Raw genomic sequence first — 21,881 nt, 5'->3', positions numbered from 1 at the left:
TCGCAAGACGCCGCTTCACGTCAGATAGGGCCGATCGCCGCCGGTTGCAATGGACCCGCTGGGAACCGATTGGGGACCGGCTGGCCGCCGTCAGGACTTATGGTTCAGCCGCTTGCGGTGCAATTGCTCCGATTCGCCTTCCGGCATGGCTTCGTCGGGAACTCCGAAGACCTGGCCGGGCAGAATGCGATCGGGATTGGTGATCTGATCCTCATTAGCCAGATAGATGGTGGTGTAGCGGACACCGGCTCCATAGACGCGGCGCGAGATCCGCCAGAGCGTATCGCCACGGCGAATGATCACGGATGTCTTGCTCTGCTTCAGCGGCGCCTGCTGAACCGTCTGCGGTTGATTGGACGACTGGGCAGCCGTCTGTGTTTGAGGCTGGCCCGCTTCGACGGCGCCTGCCGACCCCGCGGCAGGCTTTTCGCCGGCAGTCTCAGCCGGCAGGGCCGTTTCGGCCACGGCCGGCTTGTCGGCGGGCGTGACCGCCTCTGCGGGAACCCCGGCAACGGCATTACCGCCGTTTCCGTCGGTGCGCGGCATCAGAGCCGATCCCACTGCCTGCTCTATCCGGCCGAGAGATGCCGAAACGCTGGCAGCGTCCCGCGGCAGGGCTTTCAGCATGGCCAAAGCGCTCGCCGCCGCCCTGGATGTCGCAGCCGCCGTGTCGCGGACGCCCGCATCGAGTGTGTCTGCCACCTTGAAATCGGCGAGCGATTTCAAGGCAATCTCGGTTGCCGAACGGGCGGCGGCCAGTTCCTCGACAGTCGGCGTCTTGCCGTCGGCATACAGTGCCTTGAGCAAGCCGAGAGCCTTGGTCGCCTCTGTCCTCAGGGCATCGAAGCTGCCGCCTTCGAACGGCGCGACTGCGCCCTGCGCACCGGCCTCGGCCACCGCTGCCACCTGATCGCCCGCCGGACGGTCGAAGGGGACAGCAGCGCGCATCTCGACCTTGCTGCCATCGGCCGACATGACGTCCGCCCGGATCGTGTGGCTGCCGACGGGAAGATCGATCACGCCGTCAACGACGAAGCGGCCACCGTCATTTGCCTTCATTTCTCCCACGAGCTGGTCGTTGGCATAAATGCGCACCAGCGAGCCGGGCTTGGCAGTGCCCGCCACAAAGATCTTGCGGCCCTCGATCTCGACAGCCGATACGGCGACGGGCGGGGTTTCGCCCGCTGACGCTGGGGGGGTTTCGCCGGCGGCCGGAATCCGGGGCGTCTTCTGCGAAGCCGTGGTTTCTTCGGGCTTAGCGACATCCGACCCGTTCACTTCAGGGAGTTTGGCGGTTGCATCAGGTGCCCGATCGGCCTTGGTGCTGTCACCCTGCGTGACGGCTGGCTGCTTGCTTGCGGCATCGTCCGACGTCGTCCCGGCAACAGGCTTCGTTTCGGACGTCGGCATTGTCTCGGAGGTCGGCTTGGTGATGATACGGCTCGCCTCTCCCGGCTTCGACACCATGGCCAGCAGTTCGCCGCTGTTTTCCTTGGGAATGGAGACCGTCGCAACTTCCGCGGAAGACTTGACGGCGCCGCTTGCATCGACGCTGCGCAGCGTCAGCTGATAATCTCCGGCCGGTAGCGGTTTGTCGAAAATGGCGGCAAAGTCCCCAGTGGCGCCGGCTTGCGCGGTGCCGACCACCGTGTCGCCATCGACGATCTCGATCTTCGTATTGGGTTGCGCCCGACCGGCAATGACGGTGGAGCCGTCCGGTTCGACGCGCAGGATGTCGAAGCCCGGCACGGCCGGGTCCACCGCCGGATCGGCAGCCGCTTCTGCGGTGGCTTGCGGAGTCACCTTGCTTTCGACGGCTTCGCCTTGCGCGACCGGCTGCTCGGTTTTTTCATTTGCGGCCTTGCTCGGCGTTTCGGCCGGTGTGTCGACCGTCGCGGCTTCCTTGGCCTTGTCGATATTCGGCAGGACAAAGAAAACCATCAGCAGGGACGCAACTGCCAGGACGATAAGGGCTACCCAGCCGGCCTTGTTCTTCATCATGCACATCTCCAATTGGCGAGAGCTGCCGGCATCCGGCGTTGACGCGCAAGGCGCAGCTCCTGAAGCCTGGTCCCCAAAAAATCCGTCGGCCCCCACGGCAGACTCACGTTCACGCCGCTGTTTTCAGCTTGACACGAAAATTGCTAACGATTTCCGCTTCCTTCTACAAGCATTGCGGCATGTTCTACCGTCGATCCCACGCCGTTTACCGTCATTTTTCTTGACGCATGCTGCGGTGCGATGTCTGTTTGGGCCATGAGCGAGAAAAATATCCCGATTCGATCCATCTGCGTCTATTGCGGCTCCCAGCCCGGCCGTGACAAATCCTATCTCGATGCCGGCCACATTCTCGGCAAATCCATCGCCGAGCATCATCTCCGTCTGGTTTATGGCGGCGGCACCAAGGGCATTATGGGTGCCGTTGCCAGCGGCGTTCTCTCGAACGGTGGCCGCGTGACCGGCATCATACCAGAATTTCTGATGGATATGGAGGCAACGCGCCATTCGCTGGGCCAACTCAGCGAATTGATCGTGACACCCGACATGCACGACCGCAAGCACAAGATGTTCGAGCGGGCCGACGCCTTCGTGACACTGCCCGGCGGCATCGGCACTCTGGAAGAGATTGTCGAGATCATGACCTGGGCGCAACTCGGCCGCCACCGCAAGCCGATCGTTCTGGTGAACATCAACGGCTTCTGGGACCCGCTGATGAAACTCATTCACCACATGGCCGATGCCGGCTTCATCCACACCGCCCATCTCGTCCAGCCGCTGGTCATCGACGCTGCCGAGGAAGTGGTGCCGGCGCTCCTGGCGCATTGGGCAGGCAGCGTCGATCGCAACGGAAACGAGGGGATTATCGCAAAGCTGTGACCTATCCTGCCTATGTCGCATGATGTTGATCACGGTGTCTGGACGGTATACATTATGGGTGCAAAGACTGGTGGGAGGCTATTTCCATGGATAAAAACAACGAAATATCTGATGACCTCAGCAGACGTATCGATACTCTGTCCGCCCGCTCCACTCTGACGCGTGGGCGGATCATTGAAGATGCGCTATCTCACGGCCGTTCGCTGGCATGGCATGAAAAGTGGATTGCCGGCGTGCAGGAGGGCATCGATGCGGCGGATCGCGGTGATTTCGCGACCGATGATGAAATCGCAACGGTTCTCAATAAATACAACCAGACTTGACGCCCGTGCGAATTGTCTGGACGAGACGTTACCTGCAAGAATTGGCGAGCATCGGTGACTACATCAGCCAGCACAATCCGCGAGCAGCTGCGCGCGTTCTGAACGATATCCATTTCAAAACGCAAAGATTGCTTTCAAATAATCCCTTCATCGGGCGTAACGGTGAGATAAAGGGAACTCGGGAATTCGTTATACCGGGGACGTCATTTATCGTGGCTTACCGTGTTGGAGAAGCACAGATAGACATCCTGTTCGTGCAGCATGGCGCGTGTGAATGGCCAGAAGAGCTGTAAAGTCTCGTGGCCGAACGAGCGGCTTCCTATTCCGCCGGGCTCGGCAGCACGCCCCGTCGCGCCCGGCTTTCCATGATCATCGAGGTCGAGTAGACGGCCAGCGCCGCCCAGATCAGGATGAAGGCGATAAGCTTCGATGTGCCGAAGGGTTCGTCGAACACGAAGACGGCGATCACGAAGATCATGGTCGGGGCGATATACTGCATGATGCCGATGGTCGACAGCCTGAGCAGTTTTGCCCCGTTTGCATAGATCATCAGCGGTACGGCCGTGACGACGCCACAAGCCATCAGCCAAGCGACATCGGCCCAGCCTGTATCGAAGAAATGGCCCTGCCCGGTCGCCTCGACATAGGCGATGTAGCCGAGAGCCGGCACGCTCAGCAGCAGAACTTCGAGGAAGAAACCTTGATTCGGGCCGACCGGCAGCGTCTTGCGGAAAAAGGCATAGAGCCCCCACGACAAGGCGAGGCTCAAGGAAACCCAGGGCAGGCCACCGGCGTCAAAAGCCAGAACCACGACGGCGACCGCCGCCAGCCCGATCGCCACGATCTGCGCGGGATTGAGCTTTTCCTTCAGGAGAACAGCGCCGAGGAAGATCGAGAACAGCGGGTTGATGTAATAACCCAGCGCGGTCTCCAGCGCCCGGCCGGCACCGATCGCCCAGACATAGATGCCCCAGTTGATGGTGATCAGCACAGCCGTCACCATCGCCATTTTCAGCATGCGCGGCGTCCGCAAGGCCACCTTCACATCGTCCATGCGGCCGAGCAGGAGAAGCACTGCGCCTGCAAGCGGCACAGACCACACGATTCGGTGCGCGACGACCTCAAAAGCCGGAATATGGGCGACCGCCTTCATGAAGAACGGCAGAACACCCCACAGAAGATAGGCCGTCAGGGCGAAGGCGAAGCCGCGCGGCGAATCGCCGGTTTGCGCCGCCGGGGTTTGTTTCTGATCAGCCATGGCGTTTCGTCCCGTGAAGTTCGAGTCTTTGGACCCGTCCTTACTCCAACGGCCGTTGATCAACCAATTCATTTCCGTGAACCGATCTGCAGTATCGCTGACAGGAGAACGGCATTGAGGCAGCTCATTCAACGGAACGGATCCAGGGGGTACATCGCAGCAGCCCTCGCCTACTCCGCAGCCGCCTGCCCCGCCTGATCCCGGTTCTTCAACAGTTTGAAAACGACGGAATCCATCAGGGCCTGGAAGGATGCGTCGATGATGTTGTCGGAAACGCCGACCGTCCACCAGCGGGCGCCGGTCGCATCGACCGATTCGATCAGCACGCGGGTTATGGCCTCGGTGCCACCGTTGAGGATGCGGACCTTGTAGTCCACCAGTTCGAGATCATCGATTTCCGACTGATACTTGCCGAGATCCTTGCGCAGAGCAAGGTCGAGCGCGTTGACAGGCCCGTGGCCTTCGGCGACCGACATTGTCGTCGTGCCGTCAATGGAGACCCTGACCACGGCTTCCGACACCGTCTTCAGAACGCCGTTGGCATCGAAGCGGCGTTCGACCATGACGCGGAAGCTGTCGACGTGGAAGAAATCCGGCACGGAGCCTAAGATGCGCTGCGCGAGGATGGCAAAGCTGGCATCGGCGCCTTCATAGGCATAACCGGTGGCTTCACGCTCCTTGACGATCGAAATCAGCCTGTCGAGCTTGGGATCGTCCTTCGAAACGCTGATGCCGCGCCGTTTTAGCGCGTTGATGAAATTGGCTTTGCCGCCCTGGTCAGAGACCATGACCTTGCGCAGATTGCCGACGCTTTCCGGCGGCACATGTTCGTAAGTGCGCGGGTCCTTCAATAGCGCAGAGGCATGGATGCCGGCCTTGGTGGCGAAGGCGGAAGCGCCGACATAGGGCATCTGGTGGTCGGGCGAGCGGTTGAGCAGTTCATCGAAGGAATGGGAAAGTTGCGTCAGTTCCAGCAGCCGCTCCGTGTCGATGGCGGTTTCGAACCGCGTGTTATAGGCCGGCTTCAGCGCCAGTGTCGGGATCAGCGTCACGAGATTGGCGTTACCGCACCGTTCGCCGATACCGTTCAGCGTGCCTTGAATCTGGCGAACGCCAGCCTCGACGGCCGCCAGCGAGTTGGCCACGGCCTGCCCCGTATCGTTGTGGGCATGGATGCCGAGATTAGCACCGGGAACTCCATGGGCGATGACTGCGGCGACGATATCACGGATTTCCGGTGGCTGGGTGCCGCCATTGGTGTCGCAGAGCACGACCCAGCGAGCACCGGAATCGAAGGCGGTTTTTGCGCAGGCCAGAGCGTAGTCCGGGTTGGCTTTGAAGCCATCGAAGAAATGCTCGCAGTCGATCAAGGCCTCCTTTCCGGTTGCGACGACAGCCTGAACCGACTCCCGGATGGATTCGAGATTCTCCTCGTTGGAGCAGCCGAGCGCGACGCGGACGTGATAGTCCCAGCTTTTGGCGACAAGACAGACCGCGTCGCTTTGCGCCTGCAACAGGCCCGTCAGGCCCGGATCATTGGAAGCGGAGATGCCGGCGCGCTTGGTCATGCCGAAAGCCACGAAGCGGGCATTTTGCGTACGCTTCTTGCCGAAGAATTCGGTGTCGGTCGGATTGGCACCGGGATATCCGCCCTCGACATAATCGATGCCAAACCCGTCCAGCAGCTTGGCGATGGCGATCTTGTCCTCGACCGAGAAATCGATGCCGGGTGTCTGCTGGCCGTCGCGCAGGGTGGTGTCGAAGAGGTAGATGCGGTCTTTCATGACAGCACCCCATGCGCTGGCGCATTCAGAGTATGAGCATGCTTCCCCCCCTCTGTCACTGCGTGACATCTCCCCCTCAAGGGGGGAGATTGTTCATTTCCCTCGTTGGTCTCACGGTAAGGGACGCACCTCATGCGCGGCCAATCTCCCCCCTTGAGGGGGAGATGTCGGCCGCGCCGACAGAGGGGGGGAAGCCGCCTCATACTCAAGACCGTCGTCGTCATCACGCCTTCCCCGCAAACCTGTCCGTCGCCCGGATCAGCGCGTCCAGAATACCGGGCTCGGAATAGGCGTGCCCCGCCCCCTCGATCAGATGAAAATCCGCGTCCGGCCAGGCCTTGTGCAGCGACCATGCATATTTTGCCGGGCACGGCATGTCGTAACGGCCGTGGACGATGACGCCGGGAATGCCATGCAGCTTGGCGGCGTCGCGCAAAAGCTGCCCCTCGTCCAGCCAGCCGGCATTGACGAAGAAATGGTTTTCGATCCGGGCGAAGGCATAGGCAAATTCATCCTCGCCGAAGACGTTGCTGGTCGAGGGTTCCGGCAGAAGCGTGATTGTCTCGCCTTCCCAGATGCTCCAGGTCTTGGCGGCCGCAAGGCGGGTCGCCTGATCATCGCTGGTCAGCCGGCGATGATAGGCAAGCATCATTTCGTGGCGTTCGCTTTCCGGGATCGGTGCGATGAAACGCTCCCATTTGTCGGGAAACATTTCCGAGACGCCGAACTGGTAGTACCAGTCGAGTTCAGCCTTGGTCAGCGTATAAATGCCGCGCACCACCAGTTCGGATACGCGCTCGGGATGCGTCTGCGCATAGGCAAGCGCCAGCGTCGAGCCCCAGGATCCACCGAAGACCAGCCATTTGTCGGCACCGGCCATTTTGCGCAGCCGCTCGATATCGGCAACCAGATGCCAGGTCGTGTTGGCTTCCAGTTCCGCATGCGGCATCGACTTGCCGCAGCCGCGCTGGTCGAACAGCGTGACATCGTAGAGCTTCGGATCAAACAGGCGGCGATGCTGCGGCGAGATCGTGCCGCCCGGACCGCCGTGCAGGAAGACCGCCGGCTTGGCACCCGGCGTGCCGGCCTTCTCCCAATAGAGGACGTGCCCGTCGCCGACATCCAGATGGCCGGAAGCATAGGCTTCGATTTCGGGATAAAGGGTGCGGAAAATTTCGGTCATGCCTGTCTGCTTTCACATCGAATGGGGATCGGCCAGTCGTTTCACGCGTCGGGAAACTGCGGCCAGACCTGGGTATCGTGGTCGGGATGCTGGAAGGAGATAATTGCCTCCTGCTGCATGTAGAAGTCCGGATCCTTGTGCACCGGTTGGTCGAAAATCTCAGTCACCCAGGCATTGCGGGCTTCGAAATTCACCTGAATCTGCGGCATGAGATCGGAGCGGTCGTCGAAAGCACCAATGGCGATTTCGAGGCCGCCCGGATGCTTGTAGGTCAGCGGCGTGCCGCAGGCAGAGCAGAAGCCGCGGGCGATATTGATCGAGGACTGGAAATAGCTGGGCTCGCCGCGCGTCCACTCCGTCTCGCCCTTGACGGTGACCAGCGGACCGAAGAAGCCGCCGAACGCCTTCTGGCACATACGGCAATGGCAGATCGAGGGACGGCCGAGAGCGCCGTGAATTTTGAAGCGCACGGCGCCGCACTGGCACCCGCCCGTTCGCGTTGTCTCCGTCATGTCTCTTCCTCCGGTGGCCAATGGGCCGTGTCATAATCTGGATGTTGGCGGTTTGATTCCAGGATCGTCATATGTCTCCCGGTGCCGGCATCCGTTTCCTGTCCGGCCAATCCCGCGAGATGCGAAAACCATGGCATGCGCGATTCCATGCCGGACTGTCTCAACGGCCTGACGTCATAGGGATCGTCGAGTGAACCGAGGACGATATTGATGAAATCGGCGCCTGGTATGTCGTAGAACAGTGGGGTGCCGCAGGCTGCGCAGAACCCGCGACGGGCGAGATCGGACGATTGAAACCAGTTCGGTTCGCCCCGCGTCATGCTGAAGGTCGAGCGCCGGGCATTGGCAAGCGGCAGGAAATAATTGCCCGCCGCCTTCTGGCACATGCGGCAGTGGCACAGATGCGGATCGCCAAGCGTGCCCTCAGCCCTGTATCGCACGGCACCGCATTGGCAGCCACCGGTATAGATGCGCGAAATGCTCATCCGCGCTCCCTCGGCGGCCATTCGGCGGTATCATGATCCGGATGCTGATAGGAGACCAGATCGGCGAGAAAGGACACGGCGTCCTGATCTGCCATCGTGTCTTCACCGGGCAGCGCCGGTATGTGATCGACATAGGGCAGCTTCGCCTCGGTGCCCCACTGGATTTTCGGCACGATGGTGTCCGGTCTGTCGAAAACAGCAATCGCCAGAGCGACGCCATCCGGCGGCTCATAGGTCAGCGGCGTGCCGCAGTCGCCGCAGAAGCCACGCTTGACGGTATTGGAGGACTGGAAATGTTTCGGCTCACCCCGTGTCCAGACGAGTTTCGCCTGGCGGAGAGAGACGAGCGGCGCATAGAAATTGCCAAACGCCTTCTGGCACATACGGCAATGGCAGACCGAGGCGTCACCAAGTTCGCCCTCGATGCGAAAGCGGACGGCACCGCACTGGCAACCGCCGGTCTGAATGGGGGTGGTCATGGCACCGTCTCCTGATCCGCGATCCAGTTTTCAAGCTTGAGCCCATCCACGCGCGAAAATTCGGCGGTGTTGTCGGTCACCAAAGTCAGGTCCAGTGCACGGGCATGCGCGGCGATCAAAAGATCCATCGGGCCGATGAGGTTGCCGCTGCCGGTCAATTGGTCCCGAATATCTGCGTAATGCACGGTCGCAGCGGTTTCATACGCCACAATGTCCAGGCGTTCGAGGATGTTTTCGATCAGCGAGGCCAGGCGTTCCGATTGTTTTTTCACCGCGCCATAGCGGAGTTCAGACGCCACGAGCGCACTGATGCAAAGCTTGTCGCTTCCAACGGTCTCAACGCGGCGCACGGCCGCACCCTCCGGTGCGCGAAGCATATGCGACACGATATTCGTATCGAGCATATAGAGCCATGGGATCAAAGATCGACATCCTCAAGTGGCAGCACTCCCTTATCAATGTCCGGAAACTCCTCGGTCCAGGGTTCCTGCGCGCGAAGCCATTCCAGCAAACCGCTTTTCCTTTTCGGTTCGATGATCAGCCGCTCGCCCTCCTTGCGCATGATCGCCTCGTTTCCCGGAAGCTCGAACTCCACGGGGATGCGAACGGCCTGATTGCGGCCGTTGCGAAAGAGTTTTACCTCGCGCTCCTGATCAACCTGGATCACAGTCATGGCGACCTCCTTTGGCATATGCCTGAACATATGCCACGATACTCAGATACACAAGTTCAGCGTTTGACCTCCCACGTGGTCACCCGCTCGCCGGTCGTTGCGTCCTTGCCATCCTTGAGCTGGATGCCCTTGGCGAGCAGGTCGTCGCGGATCTTGTCGGCTTCCGCGAAGTTTTTGGCTTCTAAATATCCTTTTCGCCTTAAAATAGTCTCGTTCACTTCAATTTCTCGCCAGACAGCGTTGAATTTATCCAATTCATCAGGAGAACCGATTTTTTTTGAGTAATACTTAAATCTATAACTTCCAGATTCTGCCATCGCGCTTATGGCCATTTCAATTTTCTCTTTTGAAGCTTGCAATCCTACCAAATACAGGCAACTAGCAACTGCAATTCTATTCTCAACAATCTGTTCTAATTCGCATATGCGATCGATTATTTCGAAAGCGGATGAAATTGAAAGGTCGTCGGCAAGTAGCAAAAGAAACTCTTGACTTGGGTGAAGAAGCTCCCCTTCAGCAAATAGCCCTGCAAAATTACGCCATTTATTTAGTCGATTGGATGCCTCTTCCAGCCGCTTCACCGAAAAATCGATCGGCTCGCGGTAGTGCGTCATCAGCATCGCAAGACGCAGAACCGGGCCCGGCCATTTGCGGCCGCCGAAGGTCTCCGTGTGCAGCAACTCATGGATGGTAACAAAATTGCCGTCGGACTTTGACATCTTGCGGCCTTCGACCTGCACGAAACCGTTGTGCATCCAGACATTGGCCATCACTTGCGTGCCGTGAGCGCATCGGGACTGGGCGATCTCGTTTTCATGGTGCGGGAAGATCAGATCGAGCCCGCCGCCATGGATGTCGAAGGTTTCTCCGAGATAGCGCTCGCTCATCGCCGAGCATTCGATATGCCAGCCGGGACGGCCCCTGCCCCAGGGGCTTTCCCAGCCGGGCTCGTTGTCGGAGGAGAGTTTCCAGAGGACGAAGTCTCCGGGGCTCTTCTTGTGCACATCGACGGCAATGCGGGCACCGGCCTGCTGTTCATCGAGATTGCGCTTCGACAATTGCCCGTAGTCGGCCATCGACTTTGTATCGAACAGCACCTCGCCTTCGGCCGCATAGGCATGGCCTTTGGCGATCAGCGTCTCGATGATGCCGATCATCTGCGGAATATTGTCGGTCGCGCGCGGCTGCACGTCGGGGTCAAGGCAACCGAGCGCTTTGGCATCCTCGAGAAACTGCGTCTCGGTCTTTTCCGTCACCGCCCTAATGGCGTCGTTCAGCGGCAGATCGGGGAAATCGCGCAGGGCCCGCGCGTTGATCTTGTCGTCGACATCGGTGATATTGCGGGCATAGGTCACATGGCTTTCGCCATAGACATGGCGCAGCAACCGGTAGAGCACGTCGAAGACGATGACCGGGCGGGCATTGCCGATATGGGCGAAATCATAGACCGTCGGGCCGCAGACATACATGCGGACGTTTTTAGGGTCGATCGGCGCAAAATCCGCCTTCTCCCGCGTCAGCGTGTTGTACAATTTCAATGTCGGCAAGCCCATTCCCAATTCTCCCATTCCGCATGTCACCGAATATGCGCAGCCGCCCGGCTGGACCTTCGCGTTGTCATCTTGATGTGTGGGAGACGAAAACGGCCAGGCCAGCGTTTGGGCTAGCGAATAATAATCCGGCAGGTGATGCAGATAACCGTTTTCATGGGCTTACTTATCGCGCTTCGCCTGTTTGCGGTCAAGAGGTCAGCGGCAGGCCAGTGCCATATGTTTTTATGGTTGCGGATTGGTCATCGTTTTGTCACGATTGCACCGTCTGGAGGCACCGCCATCCGGCACGGCAGGCAATCGGGCCTTACACATTAAAGCCTGTTTCCTGCGAAACAATATGGGCGCCACAGTCATGCGACACATGACGGCGAAGCAGCCCGCTAGGGAAAGCATCTGAGGAGAGTTGAAATGTCTGCCGACAAGATCGAAAAGCAAGGCGAACGCAAGGCTGCAGCCCAATTGGTCGAACAATATCGCCCGCTCGGCCTTAAGGCCGTCCTGGCGGCTGCAATGCAGGTCAAGCCGAAGCCGGCCAAGAAGCCCGTGGGCACAACCGGACTGCACAAAGAAATCGCCTGAGCCGGATCAGAAAAGCGAAAGCTGGCCCTTGCCGGGAGACGGACTGTCGTCTCGCTTGCGCGTCCGCCCCAAAGGCGGGCCGATTATCGGGTTTTGAACATCGGGACCTGTATTGGCGACCTTGTTGACGAGGTTCGAGACGGCGATGGCCTCGAACAGGTCTTCGTTTGCCGGCACCATGAGGTCGGCAACATCACGGGGCTCCTGCGCCCGGCAGTCCAGCCAGCGGCTGAAATCCTCCGGCCTGATGACGACCGGCATGCGGTCATGGATCGAAGCCATGAAGGTATTGGACCCTGTCGTGAGGATCGCTGCAGTATCGACCTCAGAACCGTCGGGGGAGGACCATGTCTCCATTAGCCCGGCGAAGGCAACCATGCGGCCGTTCCGGGGTCTGATCCAATAGGCCTGGGAGGTTTCGCCGCTGTCCTTTGGCGGACGATGCCATTCGTAGAAGCCGGAGGCCGGGACAAGAATGCGACGATGGCGCATCGCCGCCTTGAACGATGCCTTCTCCATGGCCGTTTCGGCGCGCGCATTGATCAGCAGCGGAAAATCCCGCGGATCCTTGACCCAGGAAGGCGTGAAACCCCAGCGGACAAGCAGCGAACGGCGTTCCGGCAGGTTGCTGCCTTTCTGCTGCCGATCGCTTGAGACGACGATCAGGATGGGCTGTGTCGGGCCGATATTGAAGCGCGCGGGAAAGCCTTCCGTGTCCACCAGGCCCAGAAATTCCGCCACATCTTCGGGTGTTGCCGTCAGGGCATATCGTCCGCACATGACATTCAGATCGCATTTCGTCTATAAGGGGTCAAGATTTCAGTTCGACAGAAGATTGCATGCCCCAATCCCCTCCCCACCTTGCCTCCTCCGCCATTCTGGAGCGTGGCGGACACTATCTGCTTGTAAAGCGTGCGAACCCGCCATCCGCGGATATGTACGCCTTTCCCGGCGGCCGGGCGGAAGCCGGGGAAACGCCTGAGGAAACCGCAGTGCGCGAGTTTTTCGAGGAGACTGCCATTGCGCCGCGCAACGCGCGTCTGTTCCAGACCTATGATCTTCCTGCGCAGCAGGCAGATGGACCGGGCGCGAGGCACTTCTTCCTTTCCGTCTTCAAAGTCGAGGCCGACGTGGATCCGATAGCCGTGGCGGGCGACGATGCGGCCGAAATCGGCTGGTTCTCGGCCGACGAAATCTACCGCCTGCCGATCCCCGACAGCGTTCGGGACTGTGTCGAAAAACTCGAGGCGCTCAGACGGTCAGGCGCTCCGGAAACTGCCTTGCCAGATCAGCCGATTCGGGAACCGAAATCAGAATGACCGGTCCTTGTCTTCGAACATTTCTTATTCTCGCAGCGCTTGCCGGCCTCTCCGGCGGCGCCCAGGCGCAAGAGACACCGGCCGTGTCTGCCCCGGAGGCGGAGGTGAAAAAGCCTGCGCCCTATGATGCGCGGCTTCTGCGGCTGTCGGAAATACTGGGCTCCGTCCATTATTTGCGCACCTTGTGCAAAGACGGTGCGGCCGAGAGCTGGCGTCAGTCGATGCAGGATCTTCTTGACAGGGAGGCTGCCGGAGAGGCTGAACGGCGCGCACGGCTGACGGCGGCCTTCAACCGCGGATATCGGGCATTCGCCAGCGTCTATACGGCCTGCACGCCATCGGCCACGGTCGCCGAGCAGCGGTACCGTGCCGAAGGAGCAACACTTGTTTCAGAAATAACCGCCCGTTTCGGAAATTAGGGAGAAATTAACCTCTTTTCCCACGAGCCCGTGTCGTTTTGGGAAAAGGCTGCTAAGTTTGTTAAGACCGTGGTAAGAAGTGGTGCTGCGCGTTGAGTCTGGCACCAAGTAACGAGTGTGAAACGGCATGGAACGAATGATGGAACCCAGTCTGAATGACATCGACGACATGATTGTTCATGAGAAGATGCAGGCAGCCTTGGAACACCAGAATGAAGCTTGGGCCGACGGCATGGCCGACGGCATCGAGCCCGAAATCATCGCCGACGCAGCCATTGCGCTTGCAATGCGCGAGACGATCCGGCTGCATGGCGAAGATGGTGCCGAAGCCATGTTGAATTCCTTGCGCGATCGTATGCTGGCTGGAGAATTTTCGCCCGAACGCAGGCTGCAGTAGGTTTCGAGGCCGTCATGACCCGCCAGATGTCAGCAAATCGGCCAGCCAAGGCTCGCTTTTCTGCGCTTCTTCTGTCGGCGCTTATCCTGTCAGGCTCCGGTTCACACGCGGCATTTGCGCTGAGCGAGCTCAAGCAGATCCCCGGCCAGACCCAGCAGGACGGCCAGACGGAAGAAACGCCGGAGGAAGAGGCACCGGCGGATCGTGGCCCGATGCAGATCCCGATGCCCGACCCTCTGGTCAACAGGCAAGATCCGGACAGTCGTGACGACCCGCAGACCACAGTGCCCGCCGCCCCTGTCGAGGTTCTCTCCGACGTCTCCAAAATTCCCGAGCCCGTTGCCCGCATGCGCGCGTTGATCGTCGAGGCGGCTGCGTCGGGGGATATCGAGCGGCTGCGCCCGCTGCTCGGCAAAGGCCCCACGCAGACGCAGATCGCCGAAAACGACCGGGATCCGATCGAAGTCCTGAAAGAGTTATCCGGCGACCAGGACGGCATCGAAATCCTCGCCATTCTCCTCGATGTGCTCTCCACAGGCTTCGTTCTGGTCGACAAGGACACGCCGGACGCAGCCTATGTCTGGCCCTATTTTACCGAAAAATCCCTCGGCTCGCTGACGCCGCCTGAAAAGGTGGATCTATTCCGGCTGGTGACAGCTGGCGATGTGGCGGGCATGGAAGAGGGCGGCAATTACAATTTCTACCGCGTCGGCATAACGCCGGATGGCGAGTGGAAATTTTTCATCGCCGGCGACTGAGACGGCGCTTAGCGCTTGCCCCGTCCGGCTCGACATCCTACCTGTTTTCTTTGACGAACAGGACCAGCCCGATGCAGCCCATTGCCCTTCCCGATCGCGCCGTTATTTCCGTGTCCGGAGAGGACGCGCAGGATTTTCTTCAGGCATTAATCACCACCGATCTTGAAAAGTTGCAAGACAACGAGGCAGTCCCTGGCGCGCTTCTGACGCCGCAGGGCAAAATTCTGTTCGACTTCATGGTATCCCGGGATGGCGATGCGATCCGTTTTGAAACAGGTGCGGAACAGGGCGATGCTCTGCTGAAGCGGCTGACCATGTACAAGCTGCGCGCGTCTGTCGCGCTGGCACTGACCCTGCCTGCGGCTGTTGCGCTCAGCTTTGAGACGGTGACTGGCGGCTACCGGGATGTCCGGTTCGCCCTGGCGGGACATGATGTTTTCCGTGTCTACGGACTGGCCGCCGACGCAGCCGACATGGACCGGTACGAGCGGTTGCGGATAGAAAGCGGTATTGCCGTGTCCGGTGCAGACTATGCGCTTCAGGATGCATTTCCGCATGACGTGCTGATGGACAGGAACGGCGGTCTCTCCTTCAAGAAAGGCTGCTATGTCGGCCAGGAGGTGGTGTCGCGGATGCAGCACCGCGGCACGGCCCGCCGCCGCGTCATGCTCGTATCGGCGCAAGCCGCTCTGCCTGAAAGCGGAGCGCCACTGACGGCAAACGGCCGGCCGATCGGCGTGCTCGGCAGCGTGATCGGCAGGTCGGGGCTTGCCATTGTGCGAATCGACAAGGCCGGCGAGGCTATTGCCGCCGGACAGATGATTCTTGCGGGTGACGTCTGCGTAAACCTCGCCCTCCCGGCGTGGAGCGGACTGAGTTTTCCGGCCGAGACCGACGAGGCGAGCGCCTGATGTCTGCCCGCGCCTGGCAGCGCATGCTTTCCGGGCGGCGTCTGGATCTGCTCGACCCCTCGCCGCTCGACGTCGAACTGTCAGACATCGCCCATGGTTTGGCGCGCGTTGCCCGATGGAACGGCCAGACGAACGGTGACCATGCGTTTTCCGTCGCCCAGCACAGCCTCGTGGTCGAGGAAATTTTTCGCAGACAATTTTCCGCCACGCCGGACGAGTGCCAAGTCGCCCTGCTCCATGACGCGCCGGAATATGTGATCGGCGACATGATTTCGCCGTTCAAGGCGGTGGTCGGTGGCGGATATAAATTGGTCGAGAAGCGGCTGGAAGGTGCGATCCATCTGCGCTTCGGCCTGCCTGCCGCGACGCCGGCCGCGCTGAAGGCCCGGATTAAAAAGGCTGACCAGATCGCCGCCTTTTTCGAGGCCACGGTGCTTGCCGGCTTTTCGCTGGGCGAAGCGCAAAAACTCTTCGGCCAGCCGCGTGGCATTACCCGTGAGATGATCCCGATCGACCCCCTGCCAGCCATCGAAGCGCAGAAACGGTTCGCCGAACGGTTTCTGTCGATCGAAGCGCAACGGTCGCAAGCCGGGACGCCCCTCTGATGGCGCAGATCGTTGTTTCTCCGCTTTCGCGTATCGCCGAAATGGCCGTCCGGCACCGATGCCGGGAGATGATCAGCCTTCTCGCCAAGGAGCAGAATTTTCACCGCCCAGCCGTTATCGATCCACTGCGGCATCTGCTGCTCGGCATGAACGATATCAGCTTTCCCGGCCGCGACGGCCTGGTGGCGCCGCAGGAAGCGCATGTTACCGATATCATCGGCTTTGCGCGGCAGTGGGATGGCACTGCGCCCCTTCTGATCCATTGCTGGATGGGCGTTTCGCGCTCCCCTGCCGCAGCGCTGATTGCGACCCTCGCCGTCGAACCGGATCAGGACGAGGTTGAGCTCGCGAGGCGGCTCAGAACTGCATCGGCCTATGTCACGCCGAATGCGCGGCTGATCGACATCGGCGACAATCTCCTGTCGCGCGGCGGACGGCTCAGGGCGGCGATCAAGGCAATTGGTCGCGGCGCGGACACCGATGGCAATGCGCCCTTCGCATTCTCCCTGCGTCCGGAACCCCTCGTTCATACCGGCTGACATCCTTTTCTCCTCAGCAGGGTGCCTCCGTCGATGCAGGCAGAAGTGCTTTGCCTTCGGTCCTTCGGGGTTGACTGGGTTATCCGCTGCTCCATTTTCCCTGCCACGGAACAAGGAAAGGCATAATGGAACAACAGGCTACAGACGTCGTCATCGCCACGCGCACGGCCCTCAGCCAGGCAAGTGCGCTCGCCGTGCAGTATTCCTTCTCTGTAATCGGGGCGCTCATCCTGCTGCTTGCCGGCTGGGTGATTTCCAGAATGCTGCACAACTGGGCCTATGCCGGGCTATCCCGTGTCAGAGGCATCGATGAGACGCTGGCGCGCTTTTTCTCCAACATCATCCGCTATGCATTGATGCTTCTGGTGTTCATTACCGTGCTGGGGCAATTCGGCGTCCAGACCGCATCCATCATTGCCACATTGGGTGCTGCAGGTCTCGCCATCGGTCTTGCGCTTCAAGGCACGCTGCAAAATATCGCCGCCGGAATCATGCTGCTGGTGCTGCGTCCTTTCCGGGTCGGCGAGTCGATCGAAACATCCTCCGTCAGCGGCACGGTGACAGAGATCGGCCTGTTTGCGACCGAGCTTCGCACCGGCGACGGCCTGTATCGCCTGGCGCCGAACTCGACGCTCTGGAATGTGCCAGTCACAAATTTCAGCCGGGAGCGACTACGCCGCCATGACCTGACCGTCAGCCTTGGCCATGATCAGGATATTGATGCGGCCCAGGCGACGCTGATGGATCTGGCGAGGAGCAACCCGGCCGTCGAGACCTCGCCCCCACCCACAACCTTCATCGCCGATCTGACGAAAGACGAGACAGTCCTGACGCTACGCTACTGGGTCACGACAAACAGGTGGTGGGCAACCACACGGGAGATGTTGCGGGCTGCCAAGTCCATGTTCTACCTGCCGCCGGCTCCAGAAGCCAACGAAGAGCCGGCTACCCAGTAGCCGGCTCTTCGATTTAAGGCAGTCTCACAACGCCTACTCGATGACGGCGCAGGCCAGCCTCTCGCCAGCATCCCCCGAAGGTTGACTGCGATTATCGTCCGGCTTGGCGTGAACCATCAAGGCTCTGCCGCGAATACCGTTTTCGGAATTGTCGAGAACGACCATGGTGTTGAAAACCTGGCCCCGCATCATACCGTCCGCGCCGACATATTGATTCGGCATGTCACCGGCATGCGGACCGTTGGCTGCGAGAAAGCCATGCTCGGTCTTGCCGGGATTGAAATGTCCTCCGGCCGATTCGTGTTTGTGCTCGGCATCGCATCTACCGGTTTCATGAACATGGAAAGCGACCCATGTTCCAGCCGGAAGCCCCGTTACTTCGACCTCCATGAACACGCCGTTCTTTGCCGAGGTCAATGTCGCGCGGCCGGCTTCCTTGCCGTCCTTGCCGACGAAATTCGCAGTGGCGGTCTGCGAAGACGACTGCGCGGCCACGGCGCTTGCCGTCATCAGGAATGCTGTCGCCAGAATTAAATGATGTTTCACGAACTTACCTCCAGATTTCTGTATTCTGACGGAACGTGCCATGCCCGCAGCCGGTTCCGAAATAACGGCGGGCAGTCAGACAAATCGACGTGACGAAATCGCTGCGGCTCAAAGACGCGAAAGACACCGCAATGACAGTGACCATTCTCATTCTTGCCGGCTCTCTCCTCTTGCCACCGCAGGAGAGGCCGGCCATTCCTGACTATTTCGGAAACAAGGGCGGTACGGGCGAGCCTCGGGCGACCATGGCATGCACGTTGACCGGCGACGAGGCGGGCGGCCCGTTCAAAACCTGCCGCTACGATTGCGGCAGGACGCTCACTGTCGATCCCCGGGCGGTCTGCCCCTTCGTCCTTCAGCCGTAGGAAATCTCGTGAAAAATTTCGACTGGCATACCGACCCGATCGACCGCACGACGCCGATCACCGCATCCTACAGAAACACGCAGAATGTCCGCCGCTTTCTCATGTCGCAATGCGGCGAGGGCTTTGCCTTCGACAGGCCGTTCATGGCGTGGATAAAGGATGGACGGCCCAAGACCATGGGTGACGTTGCCGATGAGTGGAAACGGCAGCAGCAAGTGAAAAGCGAATCAAGACTGTAGTCGAGACGCTGAGCGACATCAGAGCCTATGTCGGGTGCCGGAGGGTGACAGTGATTTTCGCGGGAGCCGGCATCCCAATGACTCCCGCTGCTTTCGCGTGATACTTCGGGATCATCCGTCAAGCGGCGACAGGCCGGGCGACCGGTTTTTCCTGGATGGGCCAATGCACGACGGCGGCGAACAGGCCGAGCACAACGCCAAGCCACCAGACCGGATCGTAGGAGCCGAAACGGTCGTACAGATAGCCGCCCATCCAGACGCCCAGGAACGACCCGACCTGGTGCGACAGGAAGACGACGCCACCCAGAAGGCCGAGATGCCGGGTGCCGAACATGATGGCGACCAGGGCATTGGTCGGCGGCACCGTGGACAGCCAGAGCAAACCCATCACAGCGGCAAAGATGATCACCGAGGTGGGCGACTGTGGCAGAAGCAGGAAGGCCGAAACAACGATCGAGCGGCCGATATAGATATAGGCCAGGAAATAGGGCTTCGAATATCGCTGGCCGATGACGCCGGCCGCGAGCGAACCGATGATGTTAAAGAAACCGATCAGCGCCAGCGCGATCACCGCATAACGCGCATCAATGCCGATATCGCCGATATAGGCCGGAAAATGCGCCGTGATGAAGGCGACCTGATAGCCGCAGACAAAGAAGCCTGTGACCAGAAGCAGGTAGCTCTTGTGGCCGAGCGCCTCCTTCAGCGCTTCACCGATAGACTGCTTGTAGAGCGCTTCCTTCTGGCTGCCGGAGGACGAATTGCCCCGAAGCGGGATAGCGAACAGCGGCACCAGCAGCATCAGAATGCCCATATAGACGAGGCTGTCTGACCAGCCATACGCCGAGATCAGTCCTTGGCTCAGCGGCGCGAACAGGAACATGCCGGCCGAACCCGCGGCTGTGCAGATGCCAAAGGCCATGGAACGCTGTTGCGGCGTCACGTTGCGGGCAAAGGCCGACAGCAGAATACCGAAGGAACCGGCGCCGACACCAAGGCCGACCATGACGCCGCCGCCGATATGCAGCCAGATCGGCGCATCGGCATGGGCCATGAGGATCAGGCCGCCAGAATAGACAAGACCGGAAAAGGCAAGCACCCGCCAGGAGCCATACTTATCGGCAATCGCCCCGAAGAACGGCTGGCTGACACCCCAGGCCAGATTCTGGAAGGCCATGGCAAGCCCGAAGGTCGTGCGGTCCCAGCCGGTATCGGCCAGCATCGGAAGCTGGAAGAACCCCATGGCCGAACGTGGCCCGAAGGTCAGCACGGCAATCAGCGAGCCGGCGATAATGATCAGCCAGGGCAAACCGGGGCTGACAGCCGACTCGCGAAGTGTGGATTGGGGAACAGCAGACATGATGGTCTCCGAATACTGAGATCGTGACCTTACGCTCCGACACTGCGCAAAAAAAGCCAAATAAAATGACGCGGCGATCAAGCGAATTGATCTATGCGGGAGGTAATCACCGCTCCGCAGCGCCTTATGCGGGTTTGGTTGGCTGTGCTTCTTGGCCGCCCCAATCGCCGGGATCGCCCCTCACCCCCGGATTTTCATTGGCCAGCGCTCCTGCCGCACCGTCACGATGCTCATCGCGTCGCCAAGGCTCACCGTTCCCTCGCCCCGTGGGACGGCATTCCAGCCGAACATGACGCCTGAGGCGCGGCGGTCGGCCGACATGCGTTTCACAGCCAGTCCCTGGATGGGGTTGCCGCCGGTCCGCTCCCCGGTCGTCTGGTCCTGGGTGGTCATGATGCAGCGCGCGCAGGGCTTGACGAGATCGAAAACGATGCCGCCGATGTCGATGCTCTCCCAGAAATCCTCCTCCCAGGGCTCCTCCGTATCGACAAGGATATTGGTGCGGAAGCGGTCCATGCCGACGGGTTGCTGGCCGGCCGACGAGAGGGTCGCATTCAGATCGGCAAGGGATGCCGTTGCCGTGATCAGGATCGGGAAACCATCGGCAAAGCCGACCGGCACCGGCCGCCCGGCCCATTCCTCGCCCACCAGCCGCGTTGCGTCATCATCCATATGGACGAGCCTGACCGGGCGGGCGAGCCATCCGGAGAGTGTATCGTTGACGTTCTCCTCCGCCACGGCGGCACTGACAGCGCTTCCCCAGACCGTCACGTCGAGACGGCTAACCGGGTCGAAAATTGCCGTCAGCGATTGTCCGTTCATGCTCAGGCGAACGCCACACTCGACAGGCACGGCCTCGACCTGCGCCAGCGCCTGCAGGTCGCGCTGGGTGATAAACTTTCCGTTCGGTTCGACGATCATGAAACGCCGGTCTCCTGCAAAGCCGTCCAGGCGCAGGGAAACGGAGGTCTGCGGGATCGCACGGCCGCTCTTCAGCGGGTGGATGTTGAGTGCGGTCACTTTCATCGTCTGCCTCGTCTTCAGCTTTTGATTCAACATTATTGCAAACCGATTCCGCCGGTCTTCGCAAGCAATTGAACCGGTTATATTTCTTCGATCAGCATGGCGAGCACGGCGCGCAGCCGTTCTTGCCGCTGTCGGGCAAGGGCGCGGCCGGCCGCAGTCTGAAATCCGCCGGTCAGCTTGAACAGTTTCGTCTCGAAATGATCGATGGCATAGGCTTTATCGTCCAGCGGGCGGTTTTCGCCCAGCGGATCGAGCGGATCGTAGAGGCCGCTGCCCATGCGCCCGGCGACATAAAAACAGCGGGCGGCGCCGATCATGCCGATGGCATCCAGCCGGTCTGCATCCTGGAGGATCCTGGCTTCCAGACTTTCCGGCGCAAGATTGGCCGAGAAGCTGTGCGTCAAGATCGCATGGGCAACGGCAGCGATGTCAACCGTGCGCCAGCCGAGCTCATCGAGAAGCGCGTAGGCCTTTTCGGCAGCAAGTCGCGACGCCTCGGCGCGCAACGGCGAATTCTTCTCCACCGCCACGCAATCGTGCAGAAGCACTGCTGCCGTCAAAAGCCTGAGGTCGCCGCCTTCGGCTCCATGAATGCGCTTCGCATTTTTCCAGACGCGGATGAGATGGGCCGCATCATGCGACCCGTCATTGCCGGAGACAGCATGGGGCAGAAGTCGCTCGGCGAGCGCTTCATAGGGCGTAAATGCTGCTGCGATGGAACGAACGGGGGTCATT

The 21,881-nt window shown here is 60.3% G+C and carries 29 protein-coding genes; 14 read left to right on the top strand and 15 right to left on the bottom strand.

What is annotated here, in order from left to right:
- Nucleotides 1–90 precede the first annotated feature (90 nt).
- A complete protein-coding gene (locus PY308_RS08340) occupies nt 91–2,001 on the bottom strand; it encodes a LysM peptidoglycan-binding domain-containing protein (protein ID WP_275790077.1) in 1,911 nt (636 codons plus the stop codon).
- A gap of 255 nt (nt 2,002–2,256) precedes the next feature.
- Between PY308_RS08340 and PY308_RS08335 the strand changes: the two genes are divergently transcribed.
- From PY308_RS08335 to PY308_RS08325, 3 genes are all read left to right on the top strand, one after another.
- Nucleotides 2,257–2,877: an LOG family protein gene (locus PY308_RS08335; protein WP_275790074.1), complete on the top strand. Its 621-nt coding sequence runs from the start codon at nt 2,257–2,259 to the stop codon at nt 2,875–2,877.
- A gap of 86 nt (nt 2,878–2,963) precedes the next feature.
- Nucleotides 2,964–3,200, top strand: coding sequence for a CopG family ribbon-helix-helix protein (locus PY308_RS08330; protein WP_275790072.1), 237 nt, complete (start codon nt 2,964–2,966; stop codon nt 3,198–3,200).
- A 5-nt stretch (nt 3,201–3,205) separates the two neighbouring features.
- Nucleotides 3,206–3,493 carry a type II toxin-antitoxin system RelE/ParE family toxin gene (locus PY308_RS08325; RefSeq protein WP_275790071.1) on the top strand — a complete coding sequence of 96 codons (288 nt, stop codon included), beginning with the start codon at nt 3,206–3,208 and terminating at the stop codon, nt 3,491–3,493.
- A gap of 26 nt (nt 3,494–3,519) precedes the next feature.
- Here PY308_RS08325 and rarD read toward each other — a convergent pair whose 3' ends face one another.
- The 9 genes from rarD to cysS form a co-directional block, all read right to left on the bottom strand.
- Nucleotides 3,520–4,458: an EamA family transporter RarD gene (gene rarD / locus PY308_RS08320; protein ID WP_275790069.1), complete on the bottom strand. Its 939-nt coding sequence runs from the start codon at nt 4,456–4,458 to the stop codon at nt 3,520–3,522.
- A gap of 170 nt (nt 4,459–4,628) precedes the next feature.
- Nucleotides 4,629–6,242: a citramalate synthase gene (cimA, locus tag PY308_RS08315; RefSeq protein WP_275790067.1), complete on the bottom strand. Its 1,614-nt coding sequence runs from the start codon at nt 6,240–6,242 to the stop codon at nt 4,629–4,631.
- 223 nt (nt 6,243–6,465) lie between these two features.
- Nucleotides 6,466–7,425 (bottom strand): prolyl aminopeptidase, encoded by a 960-nt coding sequence (gene pip / locus PY308_RS08310; RefSeq protein ID WP_275790064.1) that lies wholly within the window; start codon nt 7,423–7,425, stop codon nt 6,466–6,468.
- 41 nt (nt 7,426–7,466) lie between these two features.
- A complete protein-coding gene (locus tag PY308_RS08305) occupies nt 7,467–7,937 on the bottom strand; it encodes a GFA family protein (protein WP_275790061.1) in 471 nt (156 codons plus the stop codon).
- Nucleotides 7,934–8,422, bottom strand: a complete 489-nt coding sequence (locus PY308_RS08300) for a GFA family protein (protein ID WP_275790060.1) — start codon at nt 8,420–8,422, stop codon at nt 7,934–7,936. Before PY308_RS08300 ends, PY308_RS08305 begins: the two co-directional genes overlap by 4 nt.
- Nucleotides 8,419–8,901, bottom strand: a complete 483-nt coding sequence (locus PY308_RS08295) for a GFA family protein (protein WP_275790058.1) — start codon at nt 8,899–8,901, stop codon at nt 8,419–8,421. The genes PY308_RS08300 and PY308_RS08295 overlap by 4 nt, the downstream gene beginning before the upstream one ends.
- Nucleotides 8,898–9,305, bottom strand: a complete 408-nt coding sequence (locus PY308_RS08290; protein WP_434064246.1) for a type II toxin-antitoxin system VapC family toxin — start codon at nt 9,303–9,305, stop codon at nt 8,898–8,900. Before PY308_RS08290 ends, PY308_RS08295 begins: the two co-directional genes overlap by 4 nt.
- Before the next feature lie 14 nt (nt 9,306–9,319).
- Entirely contained in the window at nt 9,320–9,574 is a 255-nt protein-coding gene (locus tag PY308_RS08285; RefSeq protein ID WP_275790053.1) for an antitoxin, read from the bottom strand.
- Between the two features lie 56 nt (nt 9,575–9,630).
- Nucleotides 9,631–11,127 carry a cysteine--tRNA ligase gene (cysS, locus tag PY308_RS08280; RefSeq protein ID WP_434064214.1) on the bottom strand — a complete coding sequence of 499 codons (1,497 nt, stop codon included), beginning with the start codon at nt 11,125–11,127 and terminating at the stop codon, nt 9,631–9,633.
- 408 nt (nt 11,128–11,535) lie between these two features.
- Between cysS and PY308_RS08275 the strand changes: the two genes are divergently transcribed.
- Nucleotides 11,536–11,706 carry a hypothetical protein gene (locus PY308_RS08275; protein ID WP_275790046.1) on the top strand — a complete coding sequence of 57 codons (171 nt, stop codon included), beginning with the start codon at nt 11,536–11,538 and terminating at the stop codon, nt 11,704–11,706.
- A gap of 6 nt (nt 11,707–11,712) precedes the next feature.
- Here PY308_RS08275 and PY308_RS08270 read toward each other — a convergent pair whose 3' ends face one another.
- On the bottom strand, nt 11,713–12,486 hold the full coding sequence (locus PY308_RS08270; RefSeq protein WP_275790043.1) for an SOS response-associated peptidase: 774 nt from the start codon (nt 12,484–12,486) through the stop codon (nt 11,713–11,715).
- A 59-nt stretch (nt 12,487–12,545) separates the two neighbouring features.
- On the opposite strand from PY308_RS08270, the gene PY308_RS08265 reads away from it, so the two are divergent.
- The 8 genes from PY308_RS08265 (at nt 12,546) to PY308_RS08230 (ending at nt 17,610) form a co-directional block, all read left to right on the top strand.
- Entirely contained in the window at nt 12,546–13,025 is a 480-nt protein-coding gene (locus PY308_RS08265; RefSeq protein WP_275790040.1) for an NUDIX hydrolase, read from the top strand.
- Complete coding sequence (locus tag PY308_RS08260) at nt 13,022–13,444, top strand: TIGR02301 family protein (RefSeq protein ID WP_275790037.1); 423 nt, start codon at nt 13,022–13,024, stop codon at nt 13,442–13,444. Before PY308_RS08265 ends, PY308_RS08260 begins: the two co-directional genes overlap by 4 nt.
- 127 nt (nt 13,445–13,571) lie before the next feature.
- Nucleotides 13,572–13,841, top strand: coding sequence for a hypothetical protein (locus tag PY308_RS08255; protein ID WP_275790035.1), 270 nt, complete (start codon nt 13,572–13,574; stop codon nt 13,839–13,841).
- A gap of 26 nt (nt 13,842–13,867) precedes the next feature.
- Nucleotides 13,868–14,599 carry a hypothetical protein gene (locus PY308_RS08250; protein ID WP_434064245.1) on the top strand — a complete coding sequence of 244 codons (732 nt, stop codon included), beginning with the start codon at nt 13,868–13,870 and terminating at the stop codon, nt 14,597–14,599.
- A gap of 71 nt (nt 14,600–14,670) precedes the next feature.
- Nucleotides 14,671–15,510: a CAF17-like 4Fe-4S cluster assembly/insertion protein YgfZ gene (gene ygfZ, locus PY308_RS08245; protein WP_275790029.1), complete on the top strand. Its 840-nt coding sequence runs from the start codon at nt 14,671–14,673 to the stop codon at nt 15,508–15,510.
- The gene (locus PY308_RS08240; RefSeq protein WP_275791061.1) at nt 15,507–16,115 is read left to right on the top strand and encodes an HD family hydrolase; all 609 of its coding nucleotides are present in this window, start codon (nt 15,507–15,509) and stop codon (nt 16,113–16,115) included. Before ygfZ ends, PY308_RS08240 begins: the two co-directional genes overlap by 4 nt.
- On the top strand, nt 16,115–16,654 hold the full coding sequence (locus tag PY308_RS08235; protein ID WP_275790026.1) for a tyrosine phosphatase family protein: 540 nt from the start codon (nt 16,115–16,117) through the stop codon (nt 16,652–16,654). The genes PY308_RS08240 and PY308_RS08235 overlap by 1 nt, the downstream gene beginning before the upstream one ends.
- Nucleotides 16,655–16,779: 125 nt before the next feature.
- Nucleotides 16,780–17,610, top strand: a complete 831-nt coding sequence (locus PY308_RS08230; protein ID WP_275790023.1) for a mechanosensitive ion channel family protein — start codon at nt 16,780–16,782, stop codon at nt 17,608–17,610.
- 33 nt (nt 17,611–17,643) lie between these two features.
- Here the strand turns inward: PY308_RS08230 and PY308_RS08225 are convergent, their stop codons facing one another.
- The gene (locus tag PY308_RS08225) at nt 17,644–18,120 is read right to left on the bottom strand and encodes a superoxide dismutase family protein (protein ID WP_275791060.1); all 477 of its coding nucleotides are present in this window, start codon (nt 18,118–18,120) and stop codon (nt 17,644–17,646) included.
- Nucleotides 18,121–18,287: 167 nt separating this feature from the next.
- Here PY308_RS08225 and PY308_RS08220 point away from each other — a divergent pair, with 167 nt between their 5' ends.
- Entirely contained in the window at nt 18,288–18,521 is a 234-nt protein-coding gene (locus PY308_RS08220; protein ID WP_275790021.1) for a hypothetical protein, read from the top strand.
- Nucleotides 18,522–18,529: 8 nt separating this feature from the next.
- Nucleotides 18,530–18,760 carry a DUF6434 domain-containing protein gene (locus PY308_RS08215; protein WP_275790019.1) on the top strand — a complete coding sequence of 77 codons (231 nt, stop codon included), beginning with the start codon at nt 18,530–18,532 and terminating at the stop codon, nt 18,758–18,760.
- A gap of 118 nt (nt 18,761–18,878) precedes the next feature.
- Here the strand turns inward: PY308_RS08215 and PY308_RS08210 are convergent, their stop codons facing one another.
- The 3 genes from PY308_RS08210 to PY308_RS08200 all read right to left on the bottom strand — a co-directional run bounded on the left by PY308_RS08210 (nt 18,879) and on the right by PY308_RS08200 (nt 21,880).
- Nucleotides 18,879–20,120, bottom strand: a complete 1,242-nt coding sequence (locus tag PY308_RS08210) for an MFS transporter (protein ID WP_275790016.1) — start codon at nt 20,118–20,120, stop codon at nt 18,879–18,881.
- A gap of 180 nt (nt 20,121–20,300) precedes the next feature.
- Nucleotides 20,301–21,146: an MOSC domain-containing protein gene (locus PY308_RS08205; RefSeq protein ID WP_275790014.1), complete on the bottom strand. Its 846-nt coding sequence runs from the start codon at nt 21,144–21,146 to the stop codon at nt 20,301–20,303.
- 77 nt (nt 21,147–21,223) lie between these two features.
- A complete protein-coding gene (locus tag PY308_RS08200; protein ID WP_275790012.1) occupies nt 21,224–21,880 on the bottom strand; it encodes an HD domain-containing protein in 657 nt (218 codons plus the stop codon).
- Nucleotide 21,881: the final 1 nt, after the last annotated feature.

It is taken from the genome of Pararhizobium gei (assembly GCF_029223885.1).
In the GTDB taxonomy this organism is placed as follows: domain Bacteria; phylum Pseudomonadota; class Alphaproteobacteria; order Rhizobiales; family Rhizobiaceae; genus Pararhizobium; species Pararhizobium gei.
The sequence above is the reverse complement of the archived record's forward strand: the minus strand, read 5'-3'. Positions and strand labels throughout refer to the sequence as shown.

Excerpts from the sequence above, each read along its gene's own strand:
- PY308_RS08340 (WP_275790077.1), bottom strand. The coding sequence starts at position 2,001 with ATGATGAAGAACAAGGCCGGCTGGGTAGCCCTTATCGTCCTGGCAGTT.
- PY308_RS08335 (WP_275790074.1), top strand. The coding sequence starts at position 2,257 with ATGAGCGAGAAAAATATCCCGATTCGATCCATCTGCGTCTATTGCGGC.
- PY308_RS08330 (WP_275790072.1), top strand. The coding sequence starts at position 2,964 with ATGGATAAAAACAACGAAATATCTGATGACCTCAGCAGACGTATCGAT.
- rarD (WP_275790069.1), bottom strand. The coding sequence starts at position 4,458 with ATGGCTGATCAGAAACAAACCCCGGCGGCGCAAACCGGCGATTCGCCG.
- cimA (WP_275790067.1), bottom strand. The coding sequence starts at position 6,242 with ATGAAAGACCGCATCTACCTCTTCGACACCACCCTGCGCGACGGCCAG.
- pip (WP_275790064.1), bottom strand. The coding sequence starts at position 7,425 with ATGACCGAAATTTTCCGCACCCTTTATCCCGAAATCGAAGCCTATGCT.
- PY308_RS08305 (WP_275790061.1), bottom strand. The coding sequence starts at position 7,937 with ATGACGGAGACAACGCGAACGGGCGGGTGCCAGTGCGGCGCCGTGCGC.
- PY308_RS08300 (WP_275790060.1), bottom strand. The coding sequence starts at position 8,422 with ATGAGCATTTCGCGCATCTATACCGGTGGCTGCCAATGCGGTGCCGTG.
- PY308_RS08295 (WP_275790058.1), bottom strand. The coding sequence starts at position 8,901 with ATGACCACCCCCATTCAGACCGGCGGTTGCCAGTGCGGTGCCGTCCGC.
- PY308_RS08290 (WP_434064246.1), bottom strand. The coding sequence starts at position 9,305 with ATGCTCGATACGAATATCGTGTCGCATATGCTTCGCGCACCGGAGGGT.
- PY308_RS08285 (WP_275790053.1), bottom strand. The coding sequence starts at position 9,574 with ATGACTGTGATCCAGGTTGATCAGGAGCGCGAGGTAAAACTCTTTCGC.
- cysS (WP_434064214.1), bottom strand. The coding sequence starts at position 11,127 with ATGGGCTTGCCGACATTGAAATTGTACAACACGCTGACGCGGGAGAAG.
- PY308_RS08275 (WP_275790046.1), top strand. The coding sequence starts at position 11,536 with ATGTCTGCCGACAAGATCGAAAAGCAAGGCGAACGCAAGGCTGCAGCC.
- PY308_RS08270 (WP_275790043.1), bottom strand. The coding sequence starts at position 12,486 with ATGTGCGGACGATATGCCCTGACGGCAACACCCGAAGATGTGGCGGAA.
- PY308_RS08265 (WP_275790040.1), top strand. The coding sequence starts at position 12,546 with ATGCCCCAATCCCCTCCCCACCTTGCCTCCTCCGCCATTCTGGAGCGT.
- PY308_RS08260 (WP_275790037.1), top strand. The coding sequence starts at position 13,022 with ATGACCGGTCCTTGTCTTCGAACATTTCTTATTCTCGCAGCGCTTGCC.
- PY308_RS08255 (WP_275790035.1), top strand. The coding sequence starts at position 13,572 with ATGGAACGAATGATGGAACCCAGTCTGAATGACATCGACGACATGATT.
- PY308_RS08250 (WP_434064245.1), top strand. The coding sequence starts at position 13,868 with ATGTCAGCAAATCGGCCAGCCAAGGCTCGCTTTTCTGCGCTTCTTCTG.
- ygfZ (WP_275790029.1), top strand. The coding sequence starts at position 14,671 with ATGCAGCCCATTGCCCTTCCCGATCGCGCCGTTATTTCCGTGTCCGGA.
- PY308_RS08235 (WP_275790026.1), top strand. The coding sequence starts at position 16,115 with ATGGCGCAGATCGTTGTTTCTCCGCTTTCGCGTATCGCCGAAATGGCC.
- PY308_RS08230 (WP_275790023.1), top strand. The coding sequence starts at position 16,780 with ATGGAACAACAGGCTACAGACGTCGTCATCGCCACGCGCACGGCCCTC.
- PY308_RS08225 (WP_275791060.1), bottom strand. The coding sequence starts at position 18,120 with ATGACGGCAAGCGCCGTGGCCGCGCAGTCGTCTTCGCAGACCGCCACT.
- PY308_RS08220 (WP_275790021.1), top strand. The coding sequence starts at position 18,288 with ATGACAGTGACCATTCTCATTCTTGCCGGCTCTCTCCTCTTGCCACCG.
- PY308_RS08210 (WP_275790016.1), bottom strand. The coding sequence starts at position 20,120 with ATGTCTGCTGTTCCCCAATCCACACTTCGCGAGTCGGCTGTCAGCCCC.
- PY308_RS08205 (WP_275790014.1), bottom strand. The coding sequence starts at position 21,146 with ATGAAAGTGACCGCACTCAACATCCACCCGCTGAAGAGCGGCCGTGCG.
- PY308_RS08200 (WP_275790012.1), bottom strand. The coding sequence starts at position 21,880 with ATGACCCCCGTTCGTTCCATCGCAGCAGCATTTACGCCCTATGAAGCG.